This is a genomic window from Micromonospora sp. 067-2, from assembly GCF_046549295.1.
GTDB lineage: Bacteria > Actinomycetota > Actinomycetes > Mycobacteriales > Micromonosporaceae > Micromonospora.
Genome location: NZ_JAJPWB010000006.1, coordinates 58,889 through 78,664 on the forward strand (window position 1 = coordinate 58,889; position 19,776 = coordinate 78,664).

Here is a 19,776-nt window from a genome sequence, read left to right on the forward strand (position 1 = left end):
TGATGCACCACGCCAACCACTTCTACGGCCACGCCCACGTGCTGGCCCGGTACGCCGGCCTCGGCGACCGGCACCCACCCCGGATCAACGGGTACGTGCAACACGGCTGGAACATCGGCGACGGCCTGGCCCCCGGCCACCCGTACGCCGATCGCACCCCGAGCCTGCTCTGGTCCGAGCAGACCCGCCGCCGGGCCTGGTCGGTGGGTCGACGCAACGTGGTCGTGATCGGCGCCCCGTTCGTCTACCTGCTGGCCATGCGGCCGGAGGAGCCGCCGGTCGAGGAGCGGGAGGGCACCATCTGGTACCCGTTCCACGGCTGGGAGGGCCAGCACGTCAAGGGTGACCACCGAGCCCTGATAGCCCGCATCCAGAACACCGAGCCGGGCCCCGTCACGGTCTGCCTCTACTGGCACGAGTACCGGATGCGCTCCGTCCGCCGCCTCTACGAACGCGCCGGATTCCGGGTGATCTGCCACGGCTACCGGGGGCACTGGTGGAAGGACACCGACCCCGAGTTCCTCGACAACCAGCTGACCGAGCTGCGTCGGCACCGCCGGGTCGCGTCCAACCGGCTGACCAGCGCCATCTTCTACGGCATCGCAGCCGGCTGCGAACCGGCGGTCTACGGCGACCCGATGATCCTGTCCAATGAGGATCCCACCTTCGGCGGGACCGCCCGGATCCGGCGGCAGTGGCCGGAGCTGCACTCCGCCGAGGTCGACCTGCCCACCGCGATCGAGATCGCCCGCGCCGAGCTGGGCACCGACCACCGCTGCACGCCGGCCGAGCTGCGCGAGCTGCTCGGCTGGGCGGACCTCCAGGAGGAAGAGGAAGACCGTGACGACTGAGACGGCATCCGCCGGCCGGATCTCCCTACCCGGCGGCGAGATGCTGGCCTGGTCCGACCTACCGACGCAGCGGTTGGCCGACGGGGGGCCGCTGGCCGCGCTGGCCGCCCGGATCGTGCCGGCCGGTGCCCGGGTCCTGTTGGCCGGGCCGCACGAGCCGGCGCTGCTGAACAGGCTCGCCCACGCCGAGGTGACCTGCCTGCTGCGCAGCCACCCGGACGCGGTGGCGCTGGCCCAGCGGGCCGCCGCCGTTGTGGTGGGTGGGCCGGGCGGACTGCCCGACGACACGTACGACGTGGTGATCGCCGGCGCGGGGCTCGACGCGGTGGAGTCGGTGGAGGGCACCCGGTTCGGCTGGAACGGGGTGCTGGCACGCCTGACCGCCGCGGTACGGCCGGGTGGCGTCCTGCTGCTGCGCCTGGACAACCCGCTCGGCCTGCACCGTCTGGTCGACACCTCCGCGTGGTACGCCGACCGGAACGACTCCGCCTGGGCGATCGGCGGGGTGCTGGACCGCGCGCACCCTGCCAACCGGGAGCAGCTGCGCGACCGGCTCACCGACGCCGGGCTGCTGCCGACCGCCTGCTGGGCCGCGTACCCCACCGTCGGCAGCCCGACGGCGCTGCTCGACGCCGACCAGCTCGACCGGGACGCCGGGTCGGGGCTCTTCGACGCGGTGCTGCACGGCGCCTGCGCGGGCGGCTCCACCACCGGGCCGGTGCTGCAGGACCCGGCCCGACTGGCCGTGGACGCGCTGCACGCCGGGCGCGCCGCCGACCTCGCGCCGGGCTGGCTGCTGCTGGCCCGGCGACCCGGCGGCCCAGCATCCCCGGCCGCCGACGGGGAGCTGCCGACGGTGCTCGCGCAGACCGGGCCGCCCGGGATCGGCGTCCTCGAGGTGCTCTCCGGCCCGTCCGGCTGGCGATGGGGGCTCGCCGCGCCGACCACCTCGAACGAGCCGGCCGCCGCGCCGTTCGCGAGCCGCGAGGCCGCGTACCGGGACGCCGACGCGCTGTCCGGACCGGTGCCGTCCGGACGGCTACTGCGCACCGTGCTCCTCGACGCGGCCCTGCGCCGCGACCTGGCGACGCTGCGCGCGCTGCTGCGCGGGTACGCGGGCTGGCTCGCCGGCCAGGCCGACGACGACGGCCGGATCGCCGGAGCGGCCGCGCTGGCCAGCACCGACAACGTCGTCGTCGACGGGGACCGCTACGCGGTGCTCGAACCGAGCTGGCGGGCCACCGCCGCGCTGCCCGGCGACGTGGTGCTGGCCCGCGGGCTGTGGCGCTTCGCGGCGGACCTGCTCACCGGGGGGTACGCCCACCCGTGGTCGTCGACGCTCGACGTGGCGGGCCTGACCGTGGTGCTGGGCGGGCTGGCTGGCCACGACCTGGCCCGGGAGACCGTGGCGCAGGCGGTGGAGGCCGAGGCGGCGATCAGCGCGGCGCTGCACGGGCTGGACTCCGACAAGCGGGGCGACCTCGCCACCAGGCTGCACGGCATCGAACCCACCGACCCGCCGATCGGCGCACACAGCTATCAGCAGCTGCGGGAGGCGTGGCTGCGCCAGCGCGAGGAGATCAGCCGGCTCACCTCCCTGTCCAGGTGGAACGACGAGCTGCTCACCTCGCGGGAACGGGCGCTGCGCCGGGCCGAGACGACAATCGGCCTGCTCAGCGGGTCGCTCAGCTATCGCGTCGGTCGGCTCGCCATCACCCCGGCCCGGCTGGCCAAGCGGGGCGCCCGAGCCGCCAAGCGGCGGGCCGTCTGGGCACTCGCACCCAGGCAGGAGGAGCAGCAGTGAGCAGCCACGACAGCGCCCCGGACGCGGCACCGGCCCCGGGTGCCGTCGACGGCGGCGGGCCGCGGATCGTCGGAGTCGTGCAGGCCCGGATGGGGTCCGCCCGACTGCCCGGCAAGGTGCTTCGCCCACTCGCCGGGCGTTCCGTGCTGGGCCGGGTGGTCCGCGCCGCCCAGGAGAGCGCCGTTCTGGCCGACCTGGTGGTCGCCACCAGCACCGATCCGGTCGACGACGCCGTGGTGGCCGAGTCCGCGCGACTGGGCGTGCCCTGCCACCGCGGGCCGGTCGACGACGTGCTGGGCCGCTTCGTGGGCGCGTTGGCGGCGCACCCGGGCGACGCCGTCATGCGGTTCACCGCCGACTGTCCGCTCCTCGACCCGGAGATCATCACGCTGGTCGCCTCGGTGTACCGCGCGGTGCCCGGGCTGGACTACGCGAGTACGTCGATCGCGCGCACCCTGCCCCGCGGGCTCGACGTCGAGATCATCCGCGCGGAGACACTGCGTACTTTCGACCGGCTCGCCACAGGTCACCACCGGGTGCACGTGACCTCGTACGCGTACACCCATCCGGAGCTGTTCCGGGTGCTCGGGGTGACCCTCACCCCGGATCGCTCGGCGCTGCGGCTGACCCTCGACACCGAGCAGGACTGGGCGCTGGTGAACGCGGTGATCAGCCATTTCGGCGATGTCAGCGTGCCCTTGGCCAAGCTCGCCGACTGGCTCGACGGCCGACCCCGGCTGCGCGCCCTCAACGCCGACGTACGGCAGAAGCGACTGGAGGAGTCCTGAGCACGCTACGGGTCGGGCTGCGCTGCGACGCCGGGCCGGCGCGCGGCGTCGGGCACCTCGTCCGCTGTCTGGCGCTCGCCGAGGAGTTCCTGGCCCGGGGCGCCCACGTCGCGGTGTTCGGCGCGGTCGAGCGGCTCGACTGGGCCACCGCCGAGCTGGCCGCGCGGGGCATCCCCCTGCATCCGGGCCCCGAGACGCCGGCTGAGCTGGTCGAGGCCGCCCGTCGGCACGAACTGGACGTGCTGGTCCTCGACTCCTACGAGCTGGACCCGGCCGGCGCGGGCGCACTGCGCGCGGCCGGCGTCTACACCCTCGCCCTGATCGACGGGGACAGTCGGGGCCAGGACGCGGACCTCTACCTCGACCAGAACTTCGGTGCGGAGCTGCCCGGGCTGGGGTCCGGAGCGGGGCTGGGTTCGGCAGCGGGGCTGGCTACCGGGGCGGGGCCGGCTGCCGGGGCGGGGCCGGCTGCCGGGGCGGGGCCGGCTGCCGGGGCGGGGTTGCCCGGCCGGTTGCTCGCCGGGAGCGGGTACGCCCTGCTGCGCGACACCGTGATCAGCGCCCGGCCGCCGGTCGCCCCGCCTGCCACGGCGGTCAGCCGCCCCCGGGTGCTGGCCTTCTTCGGCGGCACCGACGCGGTCGGCGCGGCCCCGGTCCTGACCCGGGTGCTGGTGGCCACCGGTCACCCGATGGACCTCACGGTCATCGTCGGGCGACCCGAGATCGAGGCCGAGGTCGAGGACGTCACCCCCGGCCGGGGGCAGATCATCCGACCGGTCCCACCCACCACCACGCTACCGGCACTGATCACGGAAGCCGACCTGGTGGTCAGCGCCGCCGGCACATCCACCTGGGAACTCTGCTGCCTCGGCGCACCCAGCGCACTGGTCTGCGTGGTCGACAACCAACGTGCGTCGTACACCCGGGTGGTGCGGCACGGCCTGGCCGCCGGCCTCGGCGAGTTGCCGGAGCTGACCGCTGGCGGCGTCGCCGGGCGGGCCGCCCGCGCGACGGCGGCGCGGACCCTGCACGGGCTGCTCAGCTCGCCGCAGCGGCGCGCGACGCTCGCCACGCGCGCCTGGTCCACCGTCGACGGGCAGGGCCGGGCACGGGTGGTGGACGCGGTGTTCGACGCCGTACGCGCCGCCGTCGCCGGCTGATCGCAGAAGGTCGAGGTCACGCTCGATCCTGGAAACAGTCCTCTCGAACCGCGCGAGAGGCCACCGCATCCAGGATCGAGCACGATCGTGGCGAGGAGGAGCGGGCGGGCACGGTCCACGGCTAGCACGGGTGTACGAAAGTGCTGCTAGGGTGGCTGCATGACGCAGGCCGCCTACCAGCCGTCGATGCTCGACCTGGCCGACGCCGGGCCGACCCTGGGGCCGCTGCCCGGCCAGATCCGCCGGCACCAGCTCAGCCGGGGCGCCTGGGTCGACCACCTCCCCGGCTGGGTGCGCGGCTCCGACACGGTCCTCGACACCCTGCTCGCCGAGGTGCCGTGGCGTGCCGAACGGCGCACCATGTATGACGCCGAGGTCGACGTGCCTCGCCTGCTCTGCTGGTACGACGGCGCAAGGCAACTCCCCCACCCCGTGCTCACCGCCGCGCGGGCCGCGCTGACCGGGCACTACGCGTCCGAGTTGGGCGAGCCCTTCGTCACCGCCGGCATGTGCCTCTACCGCTCCGGGCGCGACAGCGTGGCCTGGCACGGCGACACCATCGGCCGCTCGGCGCACACCGACACGATCGTCGCGATCGTCTCCTTCGGAGCACCCCGACCGCTGCTGCTACGCCCGCGCGGCGGCGGCGAGAGCCTGCGCTTCCCGGTGGGCCACGGCGACCTGATCGTCATGGGCGGCTCCTGCCAACGCACCTGGGAACACGCCATCCCCAAGACCACCCGCCCCGTGGGCCCGCGAGTCAGCGTCCAGTTCCGTCCCCACAACGTCGCCTGATCCGGGGCTAGAGGAGGCCGGCCAGTTTGTAGAGGACCAGGGAGCCGGCTACCGCGACGTTCAGGCTGTGGCCATGGCCGACCATCGGAATCTCCACCGCCGCGTCCAGCTGGTCGAGCGCCTCGGGCGGGATGCCGGTCGCCTCGTGCCCCAACAGCACGACGGTGCGGCCCCGAGCGGCGGGCAGATCACCGAGCCGAACGGCCTCGTCAGCCAGTTCCACCCCGAGGACCCGGGTGCCGGCGGCCCGTTCGGCGGCCAGCCAGCGCAGCGGACTGCCGACCCGGTGGACGCAGCCCGGTTGGCGCAGGGTGTTGCCCCGGGCCACGGCCTCGTCCACCCAGCGGAATGGAGGCACGGCGAGGCAGGCACCGACCGCGTCGCACGTACGTAACAGGGTGCCCAGGTTCGCGCCGTGCATCGGCCAGAGTGGGGCGGCGATCAGGTGACCCCAACAACGGTGTGGCCGGGGACGACGGGCGGCGCGCAACTCACGCCTCGGTCGGACCCGGATGGCGGCGCTCACGCCGCGCCGGCGACTCCGCCGGACAAAGCTGAAATCATGTTGAGGGGTGCTTAGCGGCGCACCCAGACCCTCACCGACGACAGAGCCGCCACCATACCGCGCTGGCGGACGCCCCAGTTGGCATGATCGTGCTCGATCCAGGATCGAGTGGAATCACCGCGTCTGCGATGCCACTACTTCCAGGATCGAGCACGATCTTCGGCGGGCCGGGCACGCCGAGCGCGCCCGGGGACGGCGCGACAACCCGAGGCGGGGGGTTAGTCGCGTTCGATCAGGTGACCTACCACCGTTGGGCCGAGCATCACCGCGAAGCCGGAGCCGTCCCGACGCGGGTCGGCCGCCGGCAACTCCACCGGCTCGCCGGTGCCGGTGGCGCCGACCGGACGCGGCCCCACCCAGGCGACGGCCACGTCCGTCTCACCCTTGAGGAAGCGATGGGCGCGCACCCCAGCGGTCGCTCTTCCCTTCGCCGGGTACGCCCGGAACGGCGTCACCTTGACCGTCGCCCCGGTGGAGGTCACCACCATCGGCTCACCGTGCCCCGGATCGTCGGTGCGTACCGCGCCGAAGAAGGCCACCCGCGCCCCGGGGGCCAGATTGATGCCGGCCATGCCGCCACCCTTGAGACCCTGCGGGCGGACCAGCCCGGCGGCGAACCGCAGCAGCGACGCCTCAGAGGTGACGAAGGTCAGCGTCTCGGCACCGTCGGTCAGCCAGGTCGCCCCGACCACCTCGTCGCCGTCGCGCAGGCCGATCACCTCGAACTCGTCGGAGCGCACCGGCCACTCCGGCACACAGATCTTCACCATGCCCTGCCGGGTGCCCAGCGCCAGCCCGGGTGAACCGTCCGCCGGCCCGCCGAGAGGGGCCAGGCCGACCACCGTCTCTCCCGGCGCCAACGGCACCAGCTCGGCGGCGGACATACCGCCTCGCAGCGACACCGTGCCGGCCTGCTCGGGCAGCACCGGCAGCGGAAGCACGTCGACCTTGAAGGCCCGACCGGCGCTGGTCACCAGCAGCACCCGACCCCGGGCGGTGGAGTGCGCGATCGCGCGTACGGTGTCGTGCTTGATCCGGCCGTTGCGTCGGCGCCCCTCGGCGCTCTCCTCCGACTCGGCCGCGGTCCGGGCGACCAGCCCGGTCGCTGAGAGGATCACCTGACACGGGTCGTCGGCGACCTCCAGCGGCCCGGCCGGCGCGGACGCGGCCAGCACCTCCTTGAGGTCGCCGTCGACCAGCGTCGTCCGCCGTTCGGTGCCGAACTGCTTGACCACGGCGGCCAACTCGTCGGAGACCAGCTTCTTGAGCACCCGCTCGTCGTCCAGGATCGTGGACAGCTCGGCGATCTCGGCGCGCAGCCGCTCCTGCTCGGCCTCCAGCTCGATCCGGTCGAACTTCGTCAACCGGCGCAGTGGAGTGTCCAGAATGTAGGTGGCCTGGATGTCGGAGAGGCCGAACCGGCTCATCAGCCCGTCCTTGGCGGCCTGCGCGTCGTCACTGCTCCGGATCAGCCGGACGACCTCATCGATGTCCAGCAGTGCGATCAGCAGGCCGTCGACCAGGTGCAGCCGCTCCTGGCGCCTACGCCGGCGGTACGAGGTGCGCCGCGTGACCACCTCGTACCGGTGGGCCAGGAAGACCTCCAGCAGCGCCTTCAGCCCGAGGGTACGCGGCTGCCCGTCGACCAGCACCAGGTTGTTGACACCGAAGGACTGCTCCAGCGGGGTCAACCGGTAGAGGTCGGCGAGCAGAGCCTGCGGGTTGACCCCGACCTTGCACTCGACGACCAGCCGGGTGCCGCTCTCCCGGTCGGTGAGGTCCTTGACGTCGGCGATGCCGGTCAGCCGCTTGGTCTTGGTGACCTCGTTGGTGATCGCCGCGATGACCTTCTCCGCGCCCACGCCGTACGGCAGCTCGACCACGGTGATCGCCTGGCGGCCACGGCTGCCCTCCAGGGGGCCGATCTCCACCTTGCCGCGCATCCGCACCACGCCGCGCCCGGTCTCGTACGCCCGGCGCACCTCGTCCAGGCCGAGCAGCACGCCACCGGTGGGCAGGTCGGGGCCGGGAACGTACTCCATGAGCTTGTCCAACGTGGCGTCCGGATGGTTGATCAGCCAACGGGCGGCGGAGACCACCTCGCCGAGGTTGTGCGGGATCATGTTGGTGGCCATCCCGACCGCGATGCCGGACGCGCCGTTGACCAGCAGGTTGGGGAAGGCCGCCGGAAGCACGGTCGGCTGGGTCAGCGAGCCGTCGTAGTTGGGCTCGACGTCGACGGTGTCCTCGCCCAGCTCGCCGACGAGCAGCATCGCCTCGCGCGACATCCGCGCCTCGGTGTATCGCGCCGCCGCCGGTCCGTCGTCCGGGGATCCGAAATTGCCATGCCCGTCGATGAGCGGCACGTTGAGCGAGAAGTCCTGCGCCATCCGGACCATCGCGTCGTAGATCGCGGTGTCGCCGTGCGGGTGGTAACGACCCATCACGTCGCCGACGACCCGGGCCGACTTGACATGCGACCGGTCCGGACGGAAACCGGCCTCGCTCATCGCGTACAGGATCCGTCGGTGCACCGGCTTGAGGCCGTCGCGGGCATCGGGCAGAGCGCGGGAGTGGATGACCGAGAACGCGTACTCCAGATAGGAGTCGGACACCTCGGTGACCAGCGGGTTGTCGAAGACCCGCGCGCCCGCCTGGTCGAACGAGGAGAGATCGACCTTGTTTTCCTTACGGCGTGCCATGGTTCAGCTCTTCCTTCTGCCGTCAGGCGTCGATGGCGTCGCGGTCGACCCGGTCGGCGGAGTCGATGAGCCAGTTCCGGCGCGGCTCGACCTTCTCGCCCATCAGCAGTTCGAGGATCCGCTCGGCGGCGTCCACGTCGTCGAGGGTGATCCGACGGACGGCGCGGGTGGCCGGGTTCATCGTGGTGTCCCACAATTCGTCGGCGTTCATCTCACCGAGGCCCTTGAAACGCGGAATGGGGGTGACGATCTGCTTGCCGGCCTTCTCCAGCTTGCGGACCGTCGTCTCCATCTCTGCCTGCGTGTAGGTGTAGACGGTCTGCGGGTTGCGCCCCCTCGTTGTGATCTTGTGCAGGGGCGGCATCGCGGCGTAGAGCCGGCCGGCCTCGATCAGCGGGCGCATGTACCGGGCGAAGAGGGTGATCAGCAGCGTCCGGATGTGCGCGCCGTCCACGTCGGCGTCCGCCATGATCAGCACTCGACCGTAGCGCAGGGAGGTGAGGTCGAACGTACGCCCGGAGCCGGCGCCGAGCACCTGGACGATCGCCGCGCACTCGGCATTGTCCAGAACCTGCTGGAGGTTGGCCTTCTGGACGTTGAGGATCTTGCCTCGAATCGGCAGAAGCGCCTGGTATTCGGACGATCGTGCCATTCTGCTCGTTCCGAGGGCGCTGTCGCCCTCCACGATGAACAGCTCACTACGTGCCACGCCGGTGGCTCGGCAGTCGACCAGCTTCGGCGGCATCGACGCGCCCTCCAGGGCGGTCTTGCGCCGGGCGGCGTCCTTCTGCTGCTTCTGGGTGAGCCGCACCCGCGCCGCGTCGACCACCTTCTGCAGGACGGTGCGCGCCTCGGCCTTGGTGCGCCGGTCCTCCAGCCACGCCTTGATGTGTGCCTCGACCAGGGTGTGGATCACCTTGGTGATGCCGGTGGTGGAGAGCTCGTCCTTGGTCTGCGAGGTGAACTGCGGCTCGGGGATGCGCACGTGCACCACAGCGGTCATCCCCTCCAGCACGTCGTCCAGGGTCGGCGGCTCCTCCTTCGCCTTGAGCAGCCCCCGGGTGTTGCGGACGGCGTCGGCGATGGTGCGGACCAGTGCCCGCTCGAAGCCCTTGCGGTGGGTGCCGCCGTGCGCGTTGCGGATGGTGTTGGTGAAGCACTCCACGGTGCGCTCGTAGCCGGTGCCCCAGCGGAACGCCACCTCGACCTCGGCGCGGCGCTGCACGTTGGACTGCATGACGCCGTTGGCGTCGGCGGCGTTCTCCCGGTATGTCCCTTCGCCGGTCACCAGCAACATTCCGGAGACCGCCCGGTCGCCGGCCGGAGCGATGAACTCCACCATGTCGCTGAGCCCGTTGGGATAGTGGAACCGCTCCTCGGCGGGCGCCTCCCCGGTCAGGTCGCGCAGCAGATACTCCACGCCGGGAACCAGGAAGGCGGTGTTGCGCAGCTTCATCCGGACCGCGTCGACGTCGAGCGCCGCGCCGGTCTCGAAGTAGCGGGCGTCGTGCCACCAGCGGATCGAGGTGCCGGTGGCCTGCCTGCGCTTCATCGCGCCGACAACCTGGAGCCCGGGGCCCGCGGTGAACGGCGCGTCCGGGCCGTCGCCGTCGAAGATCCCCGGCACGCCGTGCCGGAAGGACATCGCGTGGATCTTGCCGGCCCGACGGACGGTCACGTCGAACCGGCGGGACAGCGCGTTGACCGCTGACGCGCCGACCCCGTGCAGGCCGCCGGAGGTCTTGTAGCCGGAGCCGCCGAACTTTCCGCCGGCGTGCAGCCGGGTGAGCACCAGCTCGACCCCGGAGATGCCGGACTTGGCGTGCACGTCGGTCGGAATGCCCCGGCCGTCGTCGTCGACCTGCACCGAGCCGTCGACGTGCAGCGTCACCTCGACGTTGGTGGCATGACCGGCGACACCCTCGTCGGTGGAATTGTCGAGGATCTCGTTGACGAGGTGACCCACGCCACGGCTGTCGGTGGAACCGATGTACATGCCGGGCCGCTTGCGGACAGCGTCCAGCCCCTCGAGGTGCGTGAGGTCATCGGCCCCGTACAGGGTGTCAGGCTCTGCGGTCAACTGGTCGTACTCCCCGGTCTCGGCGGTGTGCTGCCGCTCACCGGCGAGATCAGCCGGCGTGGCGCGCCGCAGCGAGCCTAGCCCGAGGTTGGGACAACTCCTGGAGCACCTACGCGACCCGCCGCGCGCCAGCCCCCGGACGTGAGCCACGGAACAGCTTTGTCGCCGTGAGCGTCGCAGCAGTGATCGAACGATTCTGGTACGGGGCATTGACGCCCTTGACGCCGGGGTGATCTGATCGCGCTCTCAGAGAATCTTTCATCTTTCGATGGATGGGAGCCCCCATGTCCAGGTTCCGGCGTACCGCGCTCGCTGCGGCACTCACGATCGTCACAGCCGCGCTGTCGACCGCCGTCGCACTGCCCGCCCCCGCATCCGCCGCGCTGCCCACCGCGGCGGTGGCCCTCGGCGACAGCTTCATCAGCGGCGAGGGCGCCGGGGCGTACACCCCGGTGGTCGACGTCAACGGGGTCGCCCAGGGCTTCCCCGGCTGGACGGCGCCGAACAACAACGCGTACTTCTGCCACCGCTCGGCAAACGCGTCGCTGAACCAGGCCGACCTGCCGGGCATCCAGAACCGGTTCAACCTGGCCTGCTCCGGCGGCCAGCCACACGACATCGCCACGGCGTCGGCGGCGCGCGAGAAGGGCCGCACGGTGGCCGCGCAGATCGACCAGCTCCGCGCCGTCGCGCAGACCCAGGACATCGATCTGGTGCTGCTCGGGCTGGGCTCGAACAACAGCTCGTTCACCTTCGGCAGCGTCGCCGAGAAATGCGCCAACCGGTTCATCGCCGACGCCTGGACCGGCTGGTGGGAGTTCTGGGCGTACCTCGGTGGTCCGGTGGAGCAGAAGCCGTGCACCGACGCCGACCTGGCCACCGCCGCACAGTTCAGCGCCGCCACCGCGGAGACCACCGCCGCGGTACGCCAACTGCTGGCCACCCTGGACCAGGTGGACGCGGACGGTCAGCACCGGGTCGTGTTCCAGGACTACACCAACCCGCTACCGCTGGACCTCGAACCGACCTTCCACACCCAGGACGGCCGCGACGACACCCGGGACAAGTTCCGCGACCTCGGTGCCGAGCGGTACGCGGCCGGCTGCCCGATCCACCGGGCCAGTCTCGCGCCCGGGCACCGCTTCTCGCAGGGCCTGGGCACCCTCGTGAAGTCGACCCGGGACACCCTGGCCGCCGAGTTCCCCGGTGCCGACCTGGTCTATCTCAACGTGCAGCGGGCCTTCGACGGTGCCCGGCTCTGCGAGTCGCCGGCCAGCCCGAGCGGCGCGCTGGCCACCCCGATCCGTCTGCAGGACGGCGCGAACGGCACCTTCGTCACCAGCCTCTCCGGCAAGGACAAGATCGCCATTCAGCGGATCGCCAACACCTGCGTCAGCTACTTCCAGACCTGCCAGGAGTCGTGGCACCCGAACGCCACCGGGCACCAGGTGCTCGGCCAGTGCCTGAGCGGCGCCGCCACCACCAGCGCACGATCGGTGGCCTGCGTCCGCGCCGGCGACGGGACGATCTCCGTCTCCTGAACCGGTCACGTGTCCGGAGGCCCCGCCACCCGGCGGGGCCTCCGTCGCGTCGAAACGGTGCCAACCGCTCGAACCCGCCGGACCGTGCCGACCGGTCGCCCGGCGGGACCGGCCGGGCTCACTCGTCCTGATCCAGCGGCACCAGCTCGCCGTCGCGCTCCACCCGAACCTCACCGGGGTCCTTGCGCGGGGCGACCTCGGCGGTGGTCCTGTGCGGGTCGTTATCCGGATGCATGAGCACCGCATCGGTCTTGGCGGTCTTCTCCCGGCTCTCGTCCGGCTGCGACATCCCGTTTTCCCCTCTCCGTCAGCGTCCCTCCGGCGTCTACCCACCACCGACCGGACGACTCCTGCCGGTGGCCGCCCGGTACGGCGACGACCCGGATGTCCCCGGCGTGCCGGGGCGACCTCGGATCGGCCGGCACGGGCCGGGGTTAGCGGCCCGGGCGGTGGGTAAGCCGCAGCGCCCGACACGGCGGAAGGGGATCACATGTCCGAACGGCACACCGCACTGCGCTCGATGCACGATCTGGGCCTGGCGGCCTGGTTCGGCGGCTCCCTGATGGGAGCCTTCGGCGTCAACGGCGCAGCGGCGAAGATCAGCGACTCGACCCAACGACTTCCGGTCGCGTCGGCCGGATGGTCCAAGTGGACCCCGGTCAACGCGGCCGCGATCGGCGCGCACCTGGCCGGGGCCGTCGGCGAGTTGGTGACGGAGAGCCCACGGGTCGCCAGCCAGGCCGGAGTGGCCCGGGCCAGCACCATCAAGACCGCGCTGACGATCGGCGCGCTCGCGGTGACCGGTTACAGCCGGTTGATCGGCATGCGGTTGGAGAAGGCGGGTGCCCCGCCGGTCAGCGGGGCCACCGAGCCCAACCACCAGACCCCGGCCAGCGTGGCCTCCTCGCAGCGGCAGATGAAGCTGCTCCAGTGGGCGATTCCGGCGCTGACCGGAAGCCTGGTCGTGGTCACCGCGTACATGGGCGAGCAGCAGAAACCCGGCCAGGTGTTCCGGGGAATGCTCGGCCGGGCCGGCGGTCTGTTCAGTGCCCCGAAGGGGATGGCCAAGATGGCCGGCATGAGCATGGGCGGCAAGCGTCAGATGGCGATGGCGGGCCGCTGAGGAACGGACCGGACGGCCATTGCCCCGCCGCTCCTGTTCGGCGGGGCGATGGTCGACCGGCCGCAGGGACCGGTACGCCACGGGGAGGGCATCGGCCCTGACCCGCGCAACCGTCCGCCGGTGGCGGCGGACCGACGAGCGAGGTGGCCATGACGGCGTACGAGGGACGCAGCGGCGGTGACCGGCTGGAGCCGGAGGCGGTTCAGCCGTGGAAGACCGAGGACGGCTTCGACGCCGAACCGCCGTGGGGCGCGGGCGAGGACTCGCCGATGGACGAGGGCAGCGAGACGACGGCGGTGCCCGAGGGTCGACGCGGAGAGCGGGGCGCGGGCGCACCGGCGGGCCGGACCAACCCGGCCGGTCGGCACGGCTTCGGCTCGGTCGAACCCACCCGGACCACGGCGGCCGGCCCGGGCGCGCCGCCGGACCCGGCACCCAGTGGACGGTCCTTTCCCGACGACGCGGACATCAACGAGCGCAGCCAGGACGCGCTGCGCACCCGCGGCCGGCGATCCTGACACCATCCGCGACGCTCATCCGGGCTAGGTGACACCGACGGCCGGCACGGATCACCTGGTGGACGCGACCCGGTCGGGCACGGTCGGCCGGTCGACACCGACCGCCGGCCGAATGATCGTCTCGGTCAGCAGCTGCGCCAGCCGGGTCGCGTCCCGTTGGGCCTGACCCGCGCAGCAGTTGTTGAACAGCACGTGCAGTTCGTCGGCCGGACCGGCCAGCTCGGCCAGCAGCCCGGACCAGTGCCGCAGCTCCTCCTCGGCGTACGCATAGCGGAATTTGTCCTGTTTGTCACCATCGTGCCAGGCGTCGCTGTGGCCGTGGAACCGGACGATCGCCGGCTCCGCCGTGGTGGCGAGGATCGGTGGCACCGACGACGGATGCCCCTGCGGCATGTCGACGCAGACCAGCGAGAGGTCGTGTGCGCGGAGCAGGTCCAGGGTGTCCACGGTGGCTCCCGCGTCGAACCAGGACCCGTGTCGCAGCTCCACCGCGACCCGCCACGGCCGGCACCGCTGCGCCAGCTCGACGATCCGGCGCTCGGCGGCGGCGCCGCGCACCAGCCACGGCGGGAACTGCAACATCACCACCCCCAGCTTGCCGGCGGCCGCGATCGGCTCCAGCGCCGCCCGGAACCGGGACCACAACTCGTCGTACGCCCGCTCCGGCAGGTCGCGGCGGCGGATCCGGCTCGGGCCGGTGGCCGGGCGCAGGTCGCGGGGCAGCGCTGCGACCGGCGTCGGGTGACCCGTGAAGAGGCTGAACGCCTTGACGTCGAAGGTGAACTCGGGCGGCGTGGCGTCGACCCAGCCCTGGGTGACCTCGGGCACCGGGATCGCGTAGTAGGAGGTGTCCACCTCGACCAGCGGAAACCGACCGGCGTAGAAGCCCAGCCGGCCGGCCGGCGTGTTGGCCGAGCGCGGGTACCACCCGGAGCGCAGCAGCGACTGGTCGGCCCACGAGGACGTGCCCACCCTGATGACAGCCATGTCACTCAGTGGACCGCCCCGTGCTCGGATCGGCAACCGCTGGCGGCGGCGCGTCGTGTCGGGCCTGGACTGTCGGTGCATCGCCCTACGCTGACACCGAAGCGGACCGTGACGGAAGGGGCGGCACATGACCAGCACCGAGCAGCAGCTCACCGGGGAGCGGGCCGACCTGCTGCAGACGCTTCGCCGGCACCGGGGTTTCCTGTTGCAGACCGTGGACGGGCTGTCCGACGAACAGGCGGCCACCCGCAGCACCGTCAGCGAGCTCTGCCTGGGCGGTCTTGTCAAGCATGTGGCCGGCACCGAGGAGCGGTGGATACGTTTCGCCGTGGGTGGCGCGGAGGCGATGCAGCGCGAGGACGTCGACTGGACCGGTCAGTTCCAGATGGCGTCGGGCGAGACCCTGGCCGGTCTGGTCGAGCGGTTCCAGCAGGTGGCCGACCAGACCGACGAGTTGGTCGTCACGCTCGATCTGGACGCGGCGCATCCGCTGCCGCAGGCGCCCTGGTTCGAGCCGGGGGCGAGCTGGACGGTCCGCCGGGTGCTGCTGCACGTGATCGCCGAGACGTCCCAGCACGCCGGGCACGCCGACATCCTGCGCGAGGCGATCGACGGCGCCAAGACGATGGGGTGACGGCCCTCGCCGGCCGATCGCCTGTCAGTCCGCCCCGATGAGGCCACGGATGTAGGCGGCCTGGCCAGCGTGCTGCAGGTCGTCGTCGACGACGCTGACCAGTCGCACCCCGAGGGTGACGGGAGGATCCCACGACTCGTCGACAACCCGGTCCAGATCCGCCGGCCGCAGCCCGGCCAGGAAACGCCCGGTCCGTGCCGCGACCGCGTCGTAGTAGTCGACCAACACCTGTGCGCTCTCCGGTCGCACCGCCGCGACCTGCTCGGCCGAGTAGCCGTAGCCGGTGTCGTCCGGGTCGGTGGCGAGCCCGAACCGGCCCGCCCAGTCGCCACTGGCCCACACCTGGTCGGCGTCGAGCAGGTCGGCCACGTGGTGGTCCTGGATCCTGGTCAGGTGCCAGACCAACCAGCCGATCGAATTGACGCCGCCGCCGGGCGTCCAGCGCAACTGCTCGGGGCTGAGGCCGTCGACCGCCGCCCGGACGAGGTCGGGCAGCCGGTCGTACGCCTCGGACAACAGGTCACTCACGTCCACGGTTCACGCCTCCTGGTTCGTCCCCGATCAGGTACCGCCGACGCGGGCGGCCAAACCTCGGCCGCTACGGTGATCAAGTGGTCGCGGCGTTGGAGCTGTATCTGGACCCGGACGCCACCCGGCGGATCCGGGCGCTCTGGGACGCGCTGGAGGCCGAGGGCGTGCAGAGCATGCGCTCGCTGCTGGAGCAACGCCACCGTCCGCACCTGTCACTCGCGGTGGCACCCCGTTTCGACCCCGAGCAGGTCGCCACGGCTCTGCGCGGCACGGTCGTGGCCGCCCCGCTACGACTCGACTTCCAGCACGCCGGCCAGTTCGTCGGCCGGGTGCTCTGGCTCGGCCCGGCGCCCACCCCGGAGCTGCTGGTTCACCACCGACTGGTGCACGACCGGCTCGCCGCCGCCGGCATCACGCTGGTCGAGCACTACCAGCCGGGGCGCTGGGTGCCGCACTGCACCCTCTCCATGCGGGTGCCGAACGCGCTGATGGCCGCCGCGGTGCGCCGCTGCCTGGAGGTGTTGCCGCTGGCCGCGACCGTGGTCGGCGCGGCGCTGACCGACCACGCCCGCGGCATCGCCCACCCGCTGCCCTGACCGGTCGCAGCCCTGACCGGTCGCAGCCCTGACCGGTCGCAGCCGTGGGTGAGGTGCTGCGGCCGGCCGAGCGCAGACAGTGTCCATCCAGGTCAGGGGTTGCGCCGCCGTCGAGCGGCGACGGCGGCGCTCAGCGCGGCGGTGAGCGTGACCGTCGCTCCGGCGAGCAACAACCGGCGAGGGCCCTGGGGGGCGAGCGCCCCGGCGAGTCCGGTGCCGAGCGACGCGGCGGCCACCTTCAGCGCGGCTGTCGACACGAACACCTGCGCCCGCGCGGAGTCCGGCGCGTACGCCGACCGGGCGGCCAGGGTCGCCGCGAAGAGCGGCGCACTCGCCGCCCCGGCCAGCGCGAAGGCGACGACCGCCGTTCCGAACCCCGGCACGGCGGCGCAGAGCGCCACCGCCACCGCACCGAGCACGGCCCACCGAACCGTGATCCGTTCCGGCTCACCCCGCAGGGGAAAGGCCGTGACCAGCAGCGAGGCGGCCAGATTGCCGCAGCCGTAGGCGGCGGCGAGCACCGCGCCGGAGACCGCCTCCCGGCCGAGGTTTGCGGCCAGGGCGACCGCGAGCACCGACACCGCGCCACCGGTGAGCGCGGCGACGGTGGTGACCCCGGTGACGCGCCTCAGCGGTCCCCTTCCGAGCACGGCCCGGAACACGCCACGGTCGCGCGGGACACCGGGCTCGGCCGGGCCGTTCGCCGACGCGTCCGGTGGAGGCGCTGCCGGCAGCGTGCGCACCAGGGCTGCCGCGAGCAGGGTGGCGACGCCCAGCCCGAACAGGGACATCCGGGGGCCGGCAATCGCGGCGAGGGCCGCCACGACCGCCGGGCCCGCACTGCCACCCACTCCGTAGGTCACCGCATCCCAGCCCTGCCCACGCCGTTGTGCCCGCTCGCCCGGGTCGAGCAGCGCGGCCAGTCGGCTGCTCAGCCCACCGGTCAGCAGCGGCCCGCAGGCACCGGCAACGATCAACAACGCCGCGGACACGCCAACCGGTGCCCGGCCGAGAAGCAGCGCAGTGGTCGTGACCGCGCCGGCATAGGTGGCGAAGGCGACCGCGAGCAGGCCCCGACCGTCCCGCGCCCGGTCCAGCGCCCGGGCGAGCACCGGCCCGAGCAGGTGCGGCGCGGTCAGGCAGGTGGCGAGCAGCCCGCCGAGCAGCGCCGGGCGGTGCGCACCGACCTCGGGAAGGGTGGCCAGCAGCACCACCCCGACGGCCGCACCGGCATCCGCGCCCCGGGCGAGCGCCGCCGCGACGAGGTAGCGCGGCAGCGCCCGAGGGCCGCGGTGGACCCGCGCCGTCGTGCCGAGACATGCGCTCACCCCTTCCCCGCTACCCAACTCGCCGCGGAACGCAACCTCGACGCGGCGTGCGACCGGCCCGACGACAGTCGGGAAACCGAAAACAGGCGGTGCCGAGGCGCCCGACTGTGGGATGGTGCGAGGTGGATGTCGTTCCCGGTGGCCGCCTGCCCACGCGCGGCGGCCCGGCCGGTGGCGCGGGCGCACGGTGGCGCCGCCCGGAACGGCTTCGACGACGAGAGGCGTTGCCCATGCAGGCTCAGCGCAGGCCACCGCGGACGGAGCGGAGCCAGACCAGGGACGACCGGACCGGCGGGGGTATGACCGGGGCGGCCACGCCACTGACCATCTGGGCCGCTGCGGTCCTGCTCGGCCGGATCGGCGCCGGCGAGGACGACAGCGAGGACGAACGGCACATCCTTCGCGGCATCGAGTGACCCCCGGTCACAGCCAGCCGCGCCGCTTGAAGATCAGATAGAGGGTGCCGCAGACCAGCACCATCAGCAGCAGCGCGAACAGGTAGCCGAAGCGCCACTGCAACTCCGGCATGTGGACGAAGTTCATCCCGTACACCGTGCCGATGAGCGTGGGCGCGAACAGGATCGCCGCCCACGAGGAGACCTTCTTCAGCTCCTCGTTCTGTGCGTAGCTGGCCGCCGTGAGGCTGCGCATGTCCTCGTTCTGCTGCTGCGAGACGAGGGTGGCGTTGACGGTGAGGATGTTCTGCAACAGGTGCCGGAAGCCGTCGACGCGTTCCACGACCTGGGTGAGGTGGTCGATCACGTCGCGCAGATAGCGGCGCAGCTCCTGGTCGGGGCCATAGTTGCCCGCGCCGGCCGCCAACGCGTCGAGCACGTGGAGCAGCGGGCGGGCAGCCCGCTGGAACTGGATGACCTCGCGGCTGAGCCCGTAGATGCGCCGGCTGGCGTTCGGGTCGCCACCGAAGACTTCGGTCTCGATCTCGTCGATGTCGTTCTCCAACCCGGCCACCACGGGCGCGTAACCGTCGACCACCTCGTCCAGGATGGCGTACAGGACCGCCTCCGGGCCCTGACCGAGCATCTGCGCGTCGGCTTCCATCCGCCGCCGCACGGCGGCCAGATCCGGTGCCTCGCCGTGCCGGACGGTGACGACGAACCCCGGCCCGATGAACAGGTGCAGCTCGGAGAACTCGACCTCCTCCCGCACGTCGTCGTAGCGGGCGGCCCGCAGCACCACGAAGAGGGTCTGCCCGTACCGCTCCAGCTTGGGCCGCTGGTGGGCGTTGATGGCGTCCTCGACCGCCAGGTCGTGCAACCGGAACTCCCGCGCCAGCGAGGTGATCTGCCCGATGTCGGGTCGGTACAGACCGATCCAGGCCATCGCCTCGTCCTGCTCCTGGAGGCAGCGGTATGTCTCGGCGAGACCGGCCGGCGACGCGAAACGATGGCCCCGGATGTAGATGGCGCTGTCCACCAGGCCCCCGGTGGCCGACCCGGCCGGCTCCTCGCCCGGCGGCTCGCTGCCGCGCGTCTCGTGCTCGTCGAGCTGGCGGCCGAAGCCTTCGCCCGGGCGGAACCGACGGCCGCCGACCATGATCCGCTCCCTCCCCGGAGGCATCCACCGGCGGTTGCCCGAACCGCCCGGCGGTGGGGGCAGGGACGCCGGGAGGCGCTGCTTCCCCCGTGCCCGGAGACCGAAACCCACCGGGGCGGCGGTGATGCCGAGCGTCACCGGAGCCGCCGCCCACACGTTCACGCGGGTTGACCCGTCGGTCGGGACGTCGTCGCTGAACGTGAGCGTGATCATAGCGAC

The 19,776-nt window shown here is 72.5% G+C and carries 19 protein-coding genes; 11 read left to right on the top strand and 8 right to left on the bottom strand.

Going from position 1 to position 19,776, the window contains the following annotated elements; all coding sequences use genetic code 11:
- The first annotated feature begins 2 nt into the window (after positions 1-2).
- The 5 genes from ACLJN9_RS15565 (at position 3) to ACLJN9_RS15585 (ending at position 5,398) form a co-directional block, all read left to right on the top strand.
- Positions 3-851, top strand: coding sequence for a hypothetical protein (locus ACLJN9_RS15565; RefSeq protein ID WP_410812048.1), 849 nt, complete (start codon positions 3-5; stop codon positions 849-851).
- Positions 841-2,655, top strand: coding sequence for a class I SAM-dependent methyltransferase (locus ACLJN9_RS15570; protein ID WP_410812049.1), 1,815 nt, complete (start codon positions 841-843; stop codon positions 2,653-2,655). Before ACLJN9_RS15565 ends, ACLJN9_RS15570 begins: the two co-directional genes overlap by 11 nt.
- 65 nt (positions 2,656-2,720) lie before the next feature.
- Positions 2,721-3,443 carry a cytidylyltransferase domain-containing protein gene (locus tag ACLJN9_RS15575; protein WP_410812466.1) on the top strand — a complete coding sequence of 241 codons (723 nt, stop codon included), beginning with the start codon at positions 2,721-2,723 and terminating at the stop codon, positions 3,441-3,443.
- On the top strand, positions 3,440-4,603 hold the full coding sequence (locus tag ACLJN9_RS15580) for a PseG/SpsG family protein (protein WP_410812467.1): 1,164 nt from the start codon (positions 3,440-3,442) through the stop codon (positions 4,601-4,603). The genes ACLJN9_RS15575 and ACLJN9_RS15580 overlap by 4 nt, the downstream gene beginning before the upstream one ends.
- 159 nt (positions 4,604-4,762) lie before the next feature.
- The gene (locus ACLJN9_RS15585) at positions 4,763-5,398 is read left to right on the top strand and encodes an alpha-ketoglutarate-dependent dioxygenase AlkB (protein WP_410812050.1); all 636 of its coding nucleotides are present in this window, start codon (positions 4,763-4,765) and stop codon (positions 5,396-5,398) included.
- Between the two features lie 7 nt (positions 5,399-5,405).
- Here ACLJN9_RS15585 and ACLJN9_RS15590 read toward each other — a convergent pair whose 3' ends face one another.
- The 3 genes from ACLJN9_RS15590 to ACLJN9_RS15600 all read right to left on the bottom strand — a co-directional run bounded on the left by ACLJN9_RS15590 (position 5,406) and on the right by ACLJN9_RS15600 (position 10,745).
- On the bottom strand, positions 5,406-5,819 hold the full coding sequence (locus tag ACLJN9_RS15590; protein ID WP_410812051.1) for a TrmH family RNA methyltransferase: 414 nt from the start codon (positions 5,817-5,819) through the stop codon (positions 5,406-5,408).
- A gap of 362 nt (positions 5,820-6,181) precedes the next feature.
- Positions 6,182-8,665: a DNA topoisomerase (ATP-hydrolyzing) subunit A gene (locus ACLJN9_RS15595; protein WP_410812052.1), complete on the bottom strand. Its 2,484-nt coding sequence runs from the start codon at positions 8,663-8,665 to the stop codon at positions 6,182-6,184.
- Between the two features lie 22 nt (positions 8,666-8,687).
- Positions 8,688-10,745, bottom strand: a complete 2,058-nt coding sequence (locus ACLJN9_RS15600; protein WP_410812053.1) for a type IIA DNA topoisomerase subunit B — start codon at positions 10,743-10,745, stop codon at positions 8,688-8,690.
- Between the two features lie 284 nt (positions 10,746-11,029).
- Between ACLJN9_RS15600 and ACLJN9_RS15605 the strand changes: the two genes are divergently transcribed.
- A complete protein-coding gene (locus tag ACLJN9_RS15605; protein ID WP_410812054.1) occupies positions 11,030-12,286 on the top strand; it encodes a hypothetical protein in 1,257 nt (418 codons plus the stop codon).
- A 118-nt stretch (positions 12,287-12,404) separates the two neighbouring features.
- Here the strand turns inward: ACLJN9_RS15605 and ACLJN9_RS15610 are convergent, their stop codons facing one another.
- Positions 12,405-12,575, bottom strand: coding sequence for a hypothetical protein (locus ACLJN9_RS15610; RefSeq protein WP_410812055.1), 171 nt, complete (start codon positions 12,573-12,575; stop codon positions 12,405-12,407).
- Positions 12,576-12,776: 201 nt separating this feature from the next.
- On the opposite strand from ACLJN9_RS15610, the gene ACLJN9_RS15615 reads away from it, so the two are divergent.
- Complete coding sequence (locus ACLJN9_RS15615; protein ID WP_410812056.1) at positions 12,777-13,409, top strand: hypothetical protein; 633 nt, start codon at positions 12,777-12,779, stop codon at positions 13,407-13,409.
- Between the two features lie 149 nt (positions 13,410-13,558).
- Entirely contained in the window at positions 13,559-13,927 is a 369-nt protein-coding gene (locus ACLJN9_RS15620; RefSeq protein ID WP_410812057.1) for a hypothetical protein, read from the top strand.
- A 51-nt stretch (positions 13,928-13,978) separates the two neighbouring features.
- Here the strand turns inward: ACLJN9_RS15620 and ACLJN9_RS15625 are convergent, their stop codons facing one another.
- Positions 13,979-14,914, bottom strand: a complete 936-nt coding sequence (locus ACLJN9_RS15625; protein WP_410812058.1) for a DUF72 domain-containing protein — start codon at positions 14,912-14,914, stop codon at positions 13,979-13,981.
- 127 nt (positions 14,915-15,041) lie between these two features.
- On the opposite strand from ACLJN9_RS15625, the gene ACLJN9_RS15630 reads away from it, so the two are divergent.
- Positions 15,042-15,548 carry a DinB family protein gene (locus ACLJN9_RS15630; RefSeq protein ID WP_410812059.1) on the top strand — a complete coding sequence of 169 codons (507 nt, stop codon included), beginning with the start codon at positions 15,042-15,044 and terminating at the stop codon, positions 15,546-15,548.
- Between the two features lie 24 nt (positions 15,549-15,572).
- Here the strand turns inward: ACLJN9_RS15630 and ACLJN9_RS15635 are convergent, their stop codons facing one another.
- Positions 15,573-16,082, bottom strand: a complete 510-nt coding sequence (locus tag ACLJN9_RS15635) for a mycothiol transferase (RefSeq protein WP_410812060.1) — start codon at positions 16,080-16,082, stop codon at positions 15,573-15,575.
- A 77-nt stretch (positions 16,083-16,159) separates the two neighbouring features.
- On the opposite strand from ACLJN9_RS15635, the gene ACLJN9_RS15640 reads away from it, so the two are divergent.
- Positions 16,160-16,675, top strand: a complete 516-nt coding sequence (locus ACLJN9_RS15640; protein WP_410812061.1) for a 2'-5' RNA ligase family protein — start codon at positions 16,160-16,162, stop codon at positions 16,673-16,675.
- A gap of 92 nt (positions 16,676-16,767) precedes the next feature.
- On the opposite strand, the gene ACLJN9_RS15645 is transcribed toward ACLJN9_RS15640, so the two are convergent.
- A complete protein-coding gene (locus ACLJN9_RS15645) occupies positions 16,768-18,003 on the bottom strand; it encodes an MFS transporter (protein ID WP_410812062.1) in 1,236 nt (411 codons plus the stop codon).
- Positions 18,004-18,233: 230 nt separating this feature from the next.
- On the opposite strand from ACLJN9_RS15645, the gene ACLJN9_RS15650 reads away from it, so the two are divergent.
- Positions 18,234-18,419, top strand: a complete 186-nt coding sequence (locus ACLJN9_RS15650) for a hypothetical protein (protein ID WP_410812063.1) — start codon at positions 18,234-18,236, stop codon at positions 18,417-18,419.
- A 7-nt stretch (positions 18,420-18,426) separates the two neighbouring features.
- Here the strand turns inward: ACLJN9_RS15650 and corA are convergent, their stop codons facing one another.
- Entirely contained in the window at positions 18,427-19,770 is a 1,344-nt protein-coding gene (corA, locus tag ACLJN9_RS15655; protein ID WP_410812064.1) for a magnesium/cobalt transporter CorA, read from the bottom strand.
- Positions 19,771-19,776: the final 6 nt, after the last annotated feature.

Bases quoted from the DNA above. Each gene is read 5' to 3' on its own strand.
- ACLJN9_RS15565 (WP_410812048.1), top strand. From the start codon at position 3: ATGCACCACGCCAACCACTTCTACGGCCACGCCCACGTGCTGGCCCGG.
- ACLJN9_RS15585 (WP_410812050.1), top strand. From the start codon at position 4,763: ATGACGCAGGCCGCCTACCAGCCGTCGATGCTCGACCTGGCCGACGCC.
- ACLJN9_RS15590 (WP_410812051.1), bottom strand. From the start codon at position 5,819: ATGCACGGCGCGAACCTGGGCACCCTGTTACGTACGTGCGACGCGGTC.
- ACLJN9_RS15595 (WP_410812052.1), bottom strand. From the start codon at position 8,665: ATGGCACGCCGTAAGGAAAACAAGGTCGATCTCTCCTCGTTCGACCAG.
- ACLJN9_RS15605 (WP_410812054.1), top strand. From the start codon at position 11,030: ATGTCCAGGTTCCGGCGTACCGCGCTCGCTGCGGCACTCACGATCGTC.
- ACLJN9_RS15610 (WP_410812055.1), bottom strand. From the start codon at position 12,575: ATGTCGCAGCCGGACGAGAGCCGGGAGAAGACCGCCAAGACCGATGCG.
- ACLJN9_RS15615 (WP_410812056.1), top strand. From the start codon at position 12,777: ATGTCCGAACGGCACACCGCACTGCGCTCGATGCACGATCTGGGCCTG.
- ACLJN9_RS15620 (WP_410812057.1), top strand. From the start codon at position 13,559: ATGACGGCGTACGAGGGACGCAGCGGCGGTGACCGGCTGGAGCCGGAG.
- ACLJN9_RS15625 (WP_410812058.1), bottom strand. From the start codon at position 14,914: ATGGCTGTCATCAGGGTGGGCACGTCCTCGTGGGCCGACCAGTCGCTG.
- ACLJN9_RS15630 (WP_410812059.1), top strand. From the start codon at position 15,042: ATGACCAGCACCGAGCAGCAGCTCACCGGGGAGCGGGCCGACCTGCTG.
- ACLJN9_RS15650 (WP_410812063.1), top strand. From the start codon at position 18,234: ATGCAGGCTCAGCGCAGGCCACCGCGGACGGAGCGGAGCCAGACCAGG.
- corA (WP_410812064.1), bottom strand. From the start codon at position 19,770: ATGATCACGCTCACGTTCAGCGACGACGTCCCGACCGACGGGTCAACC.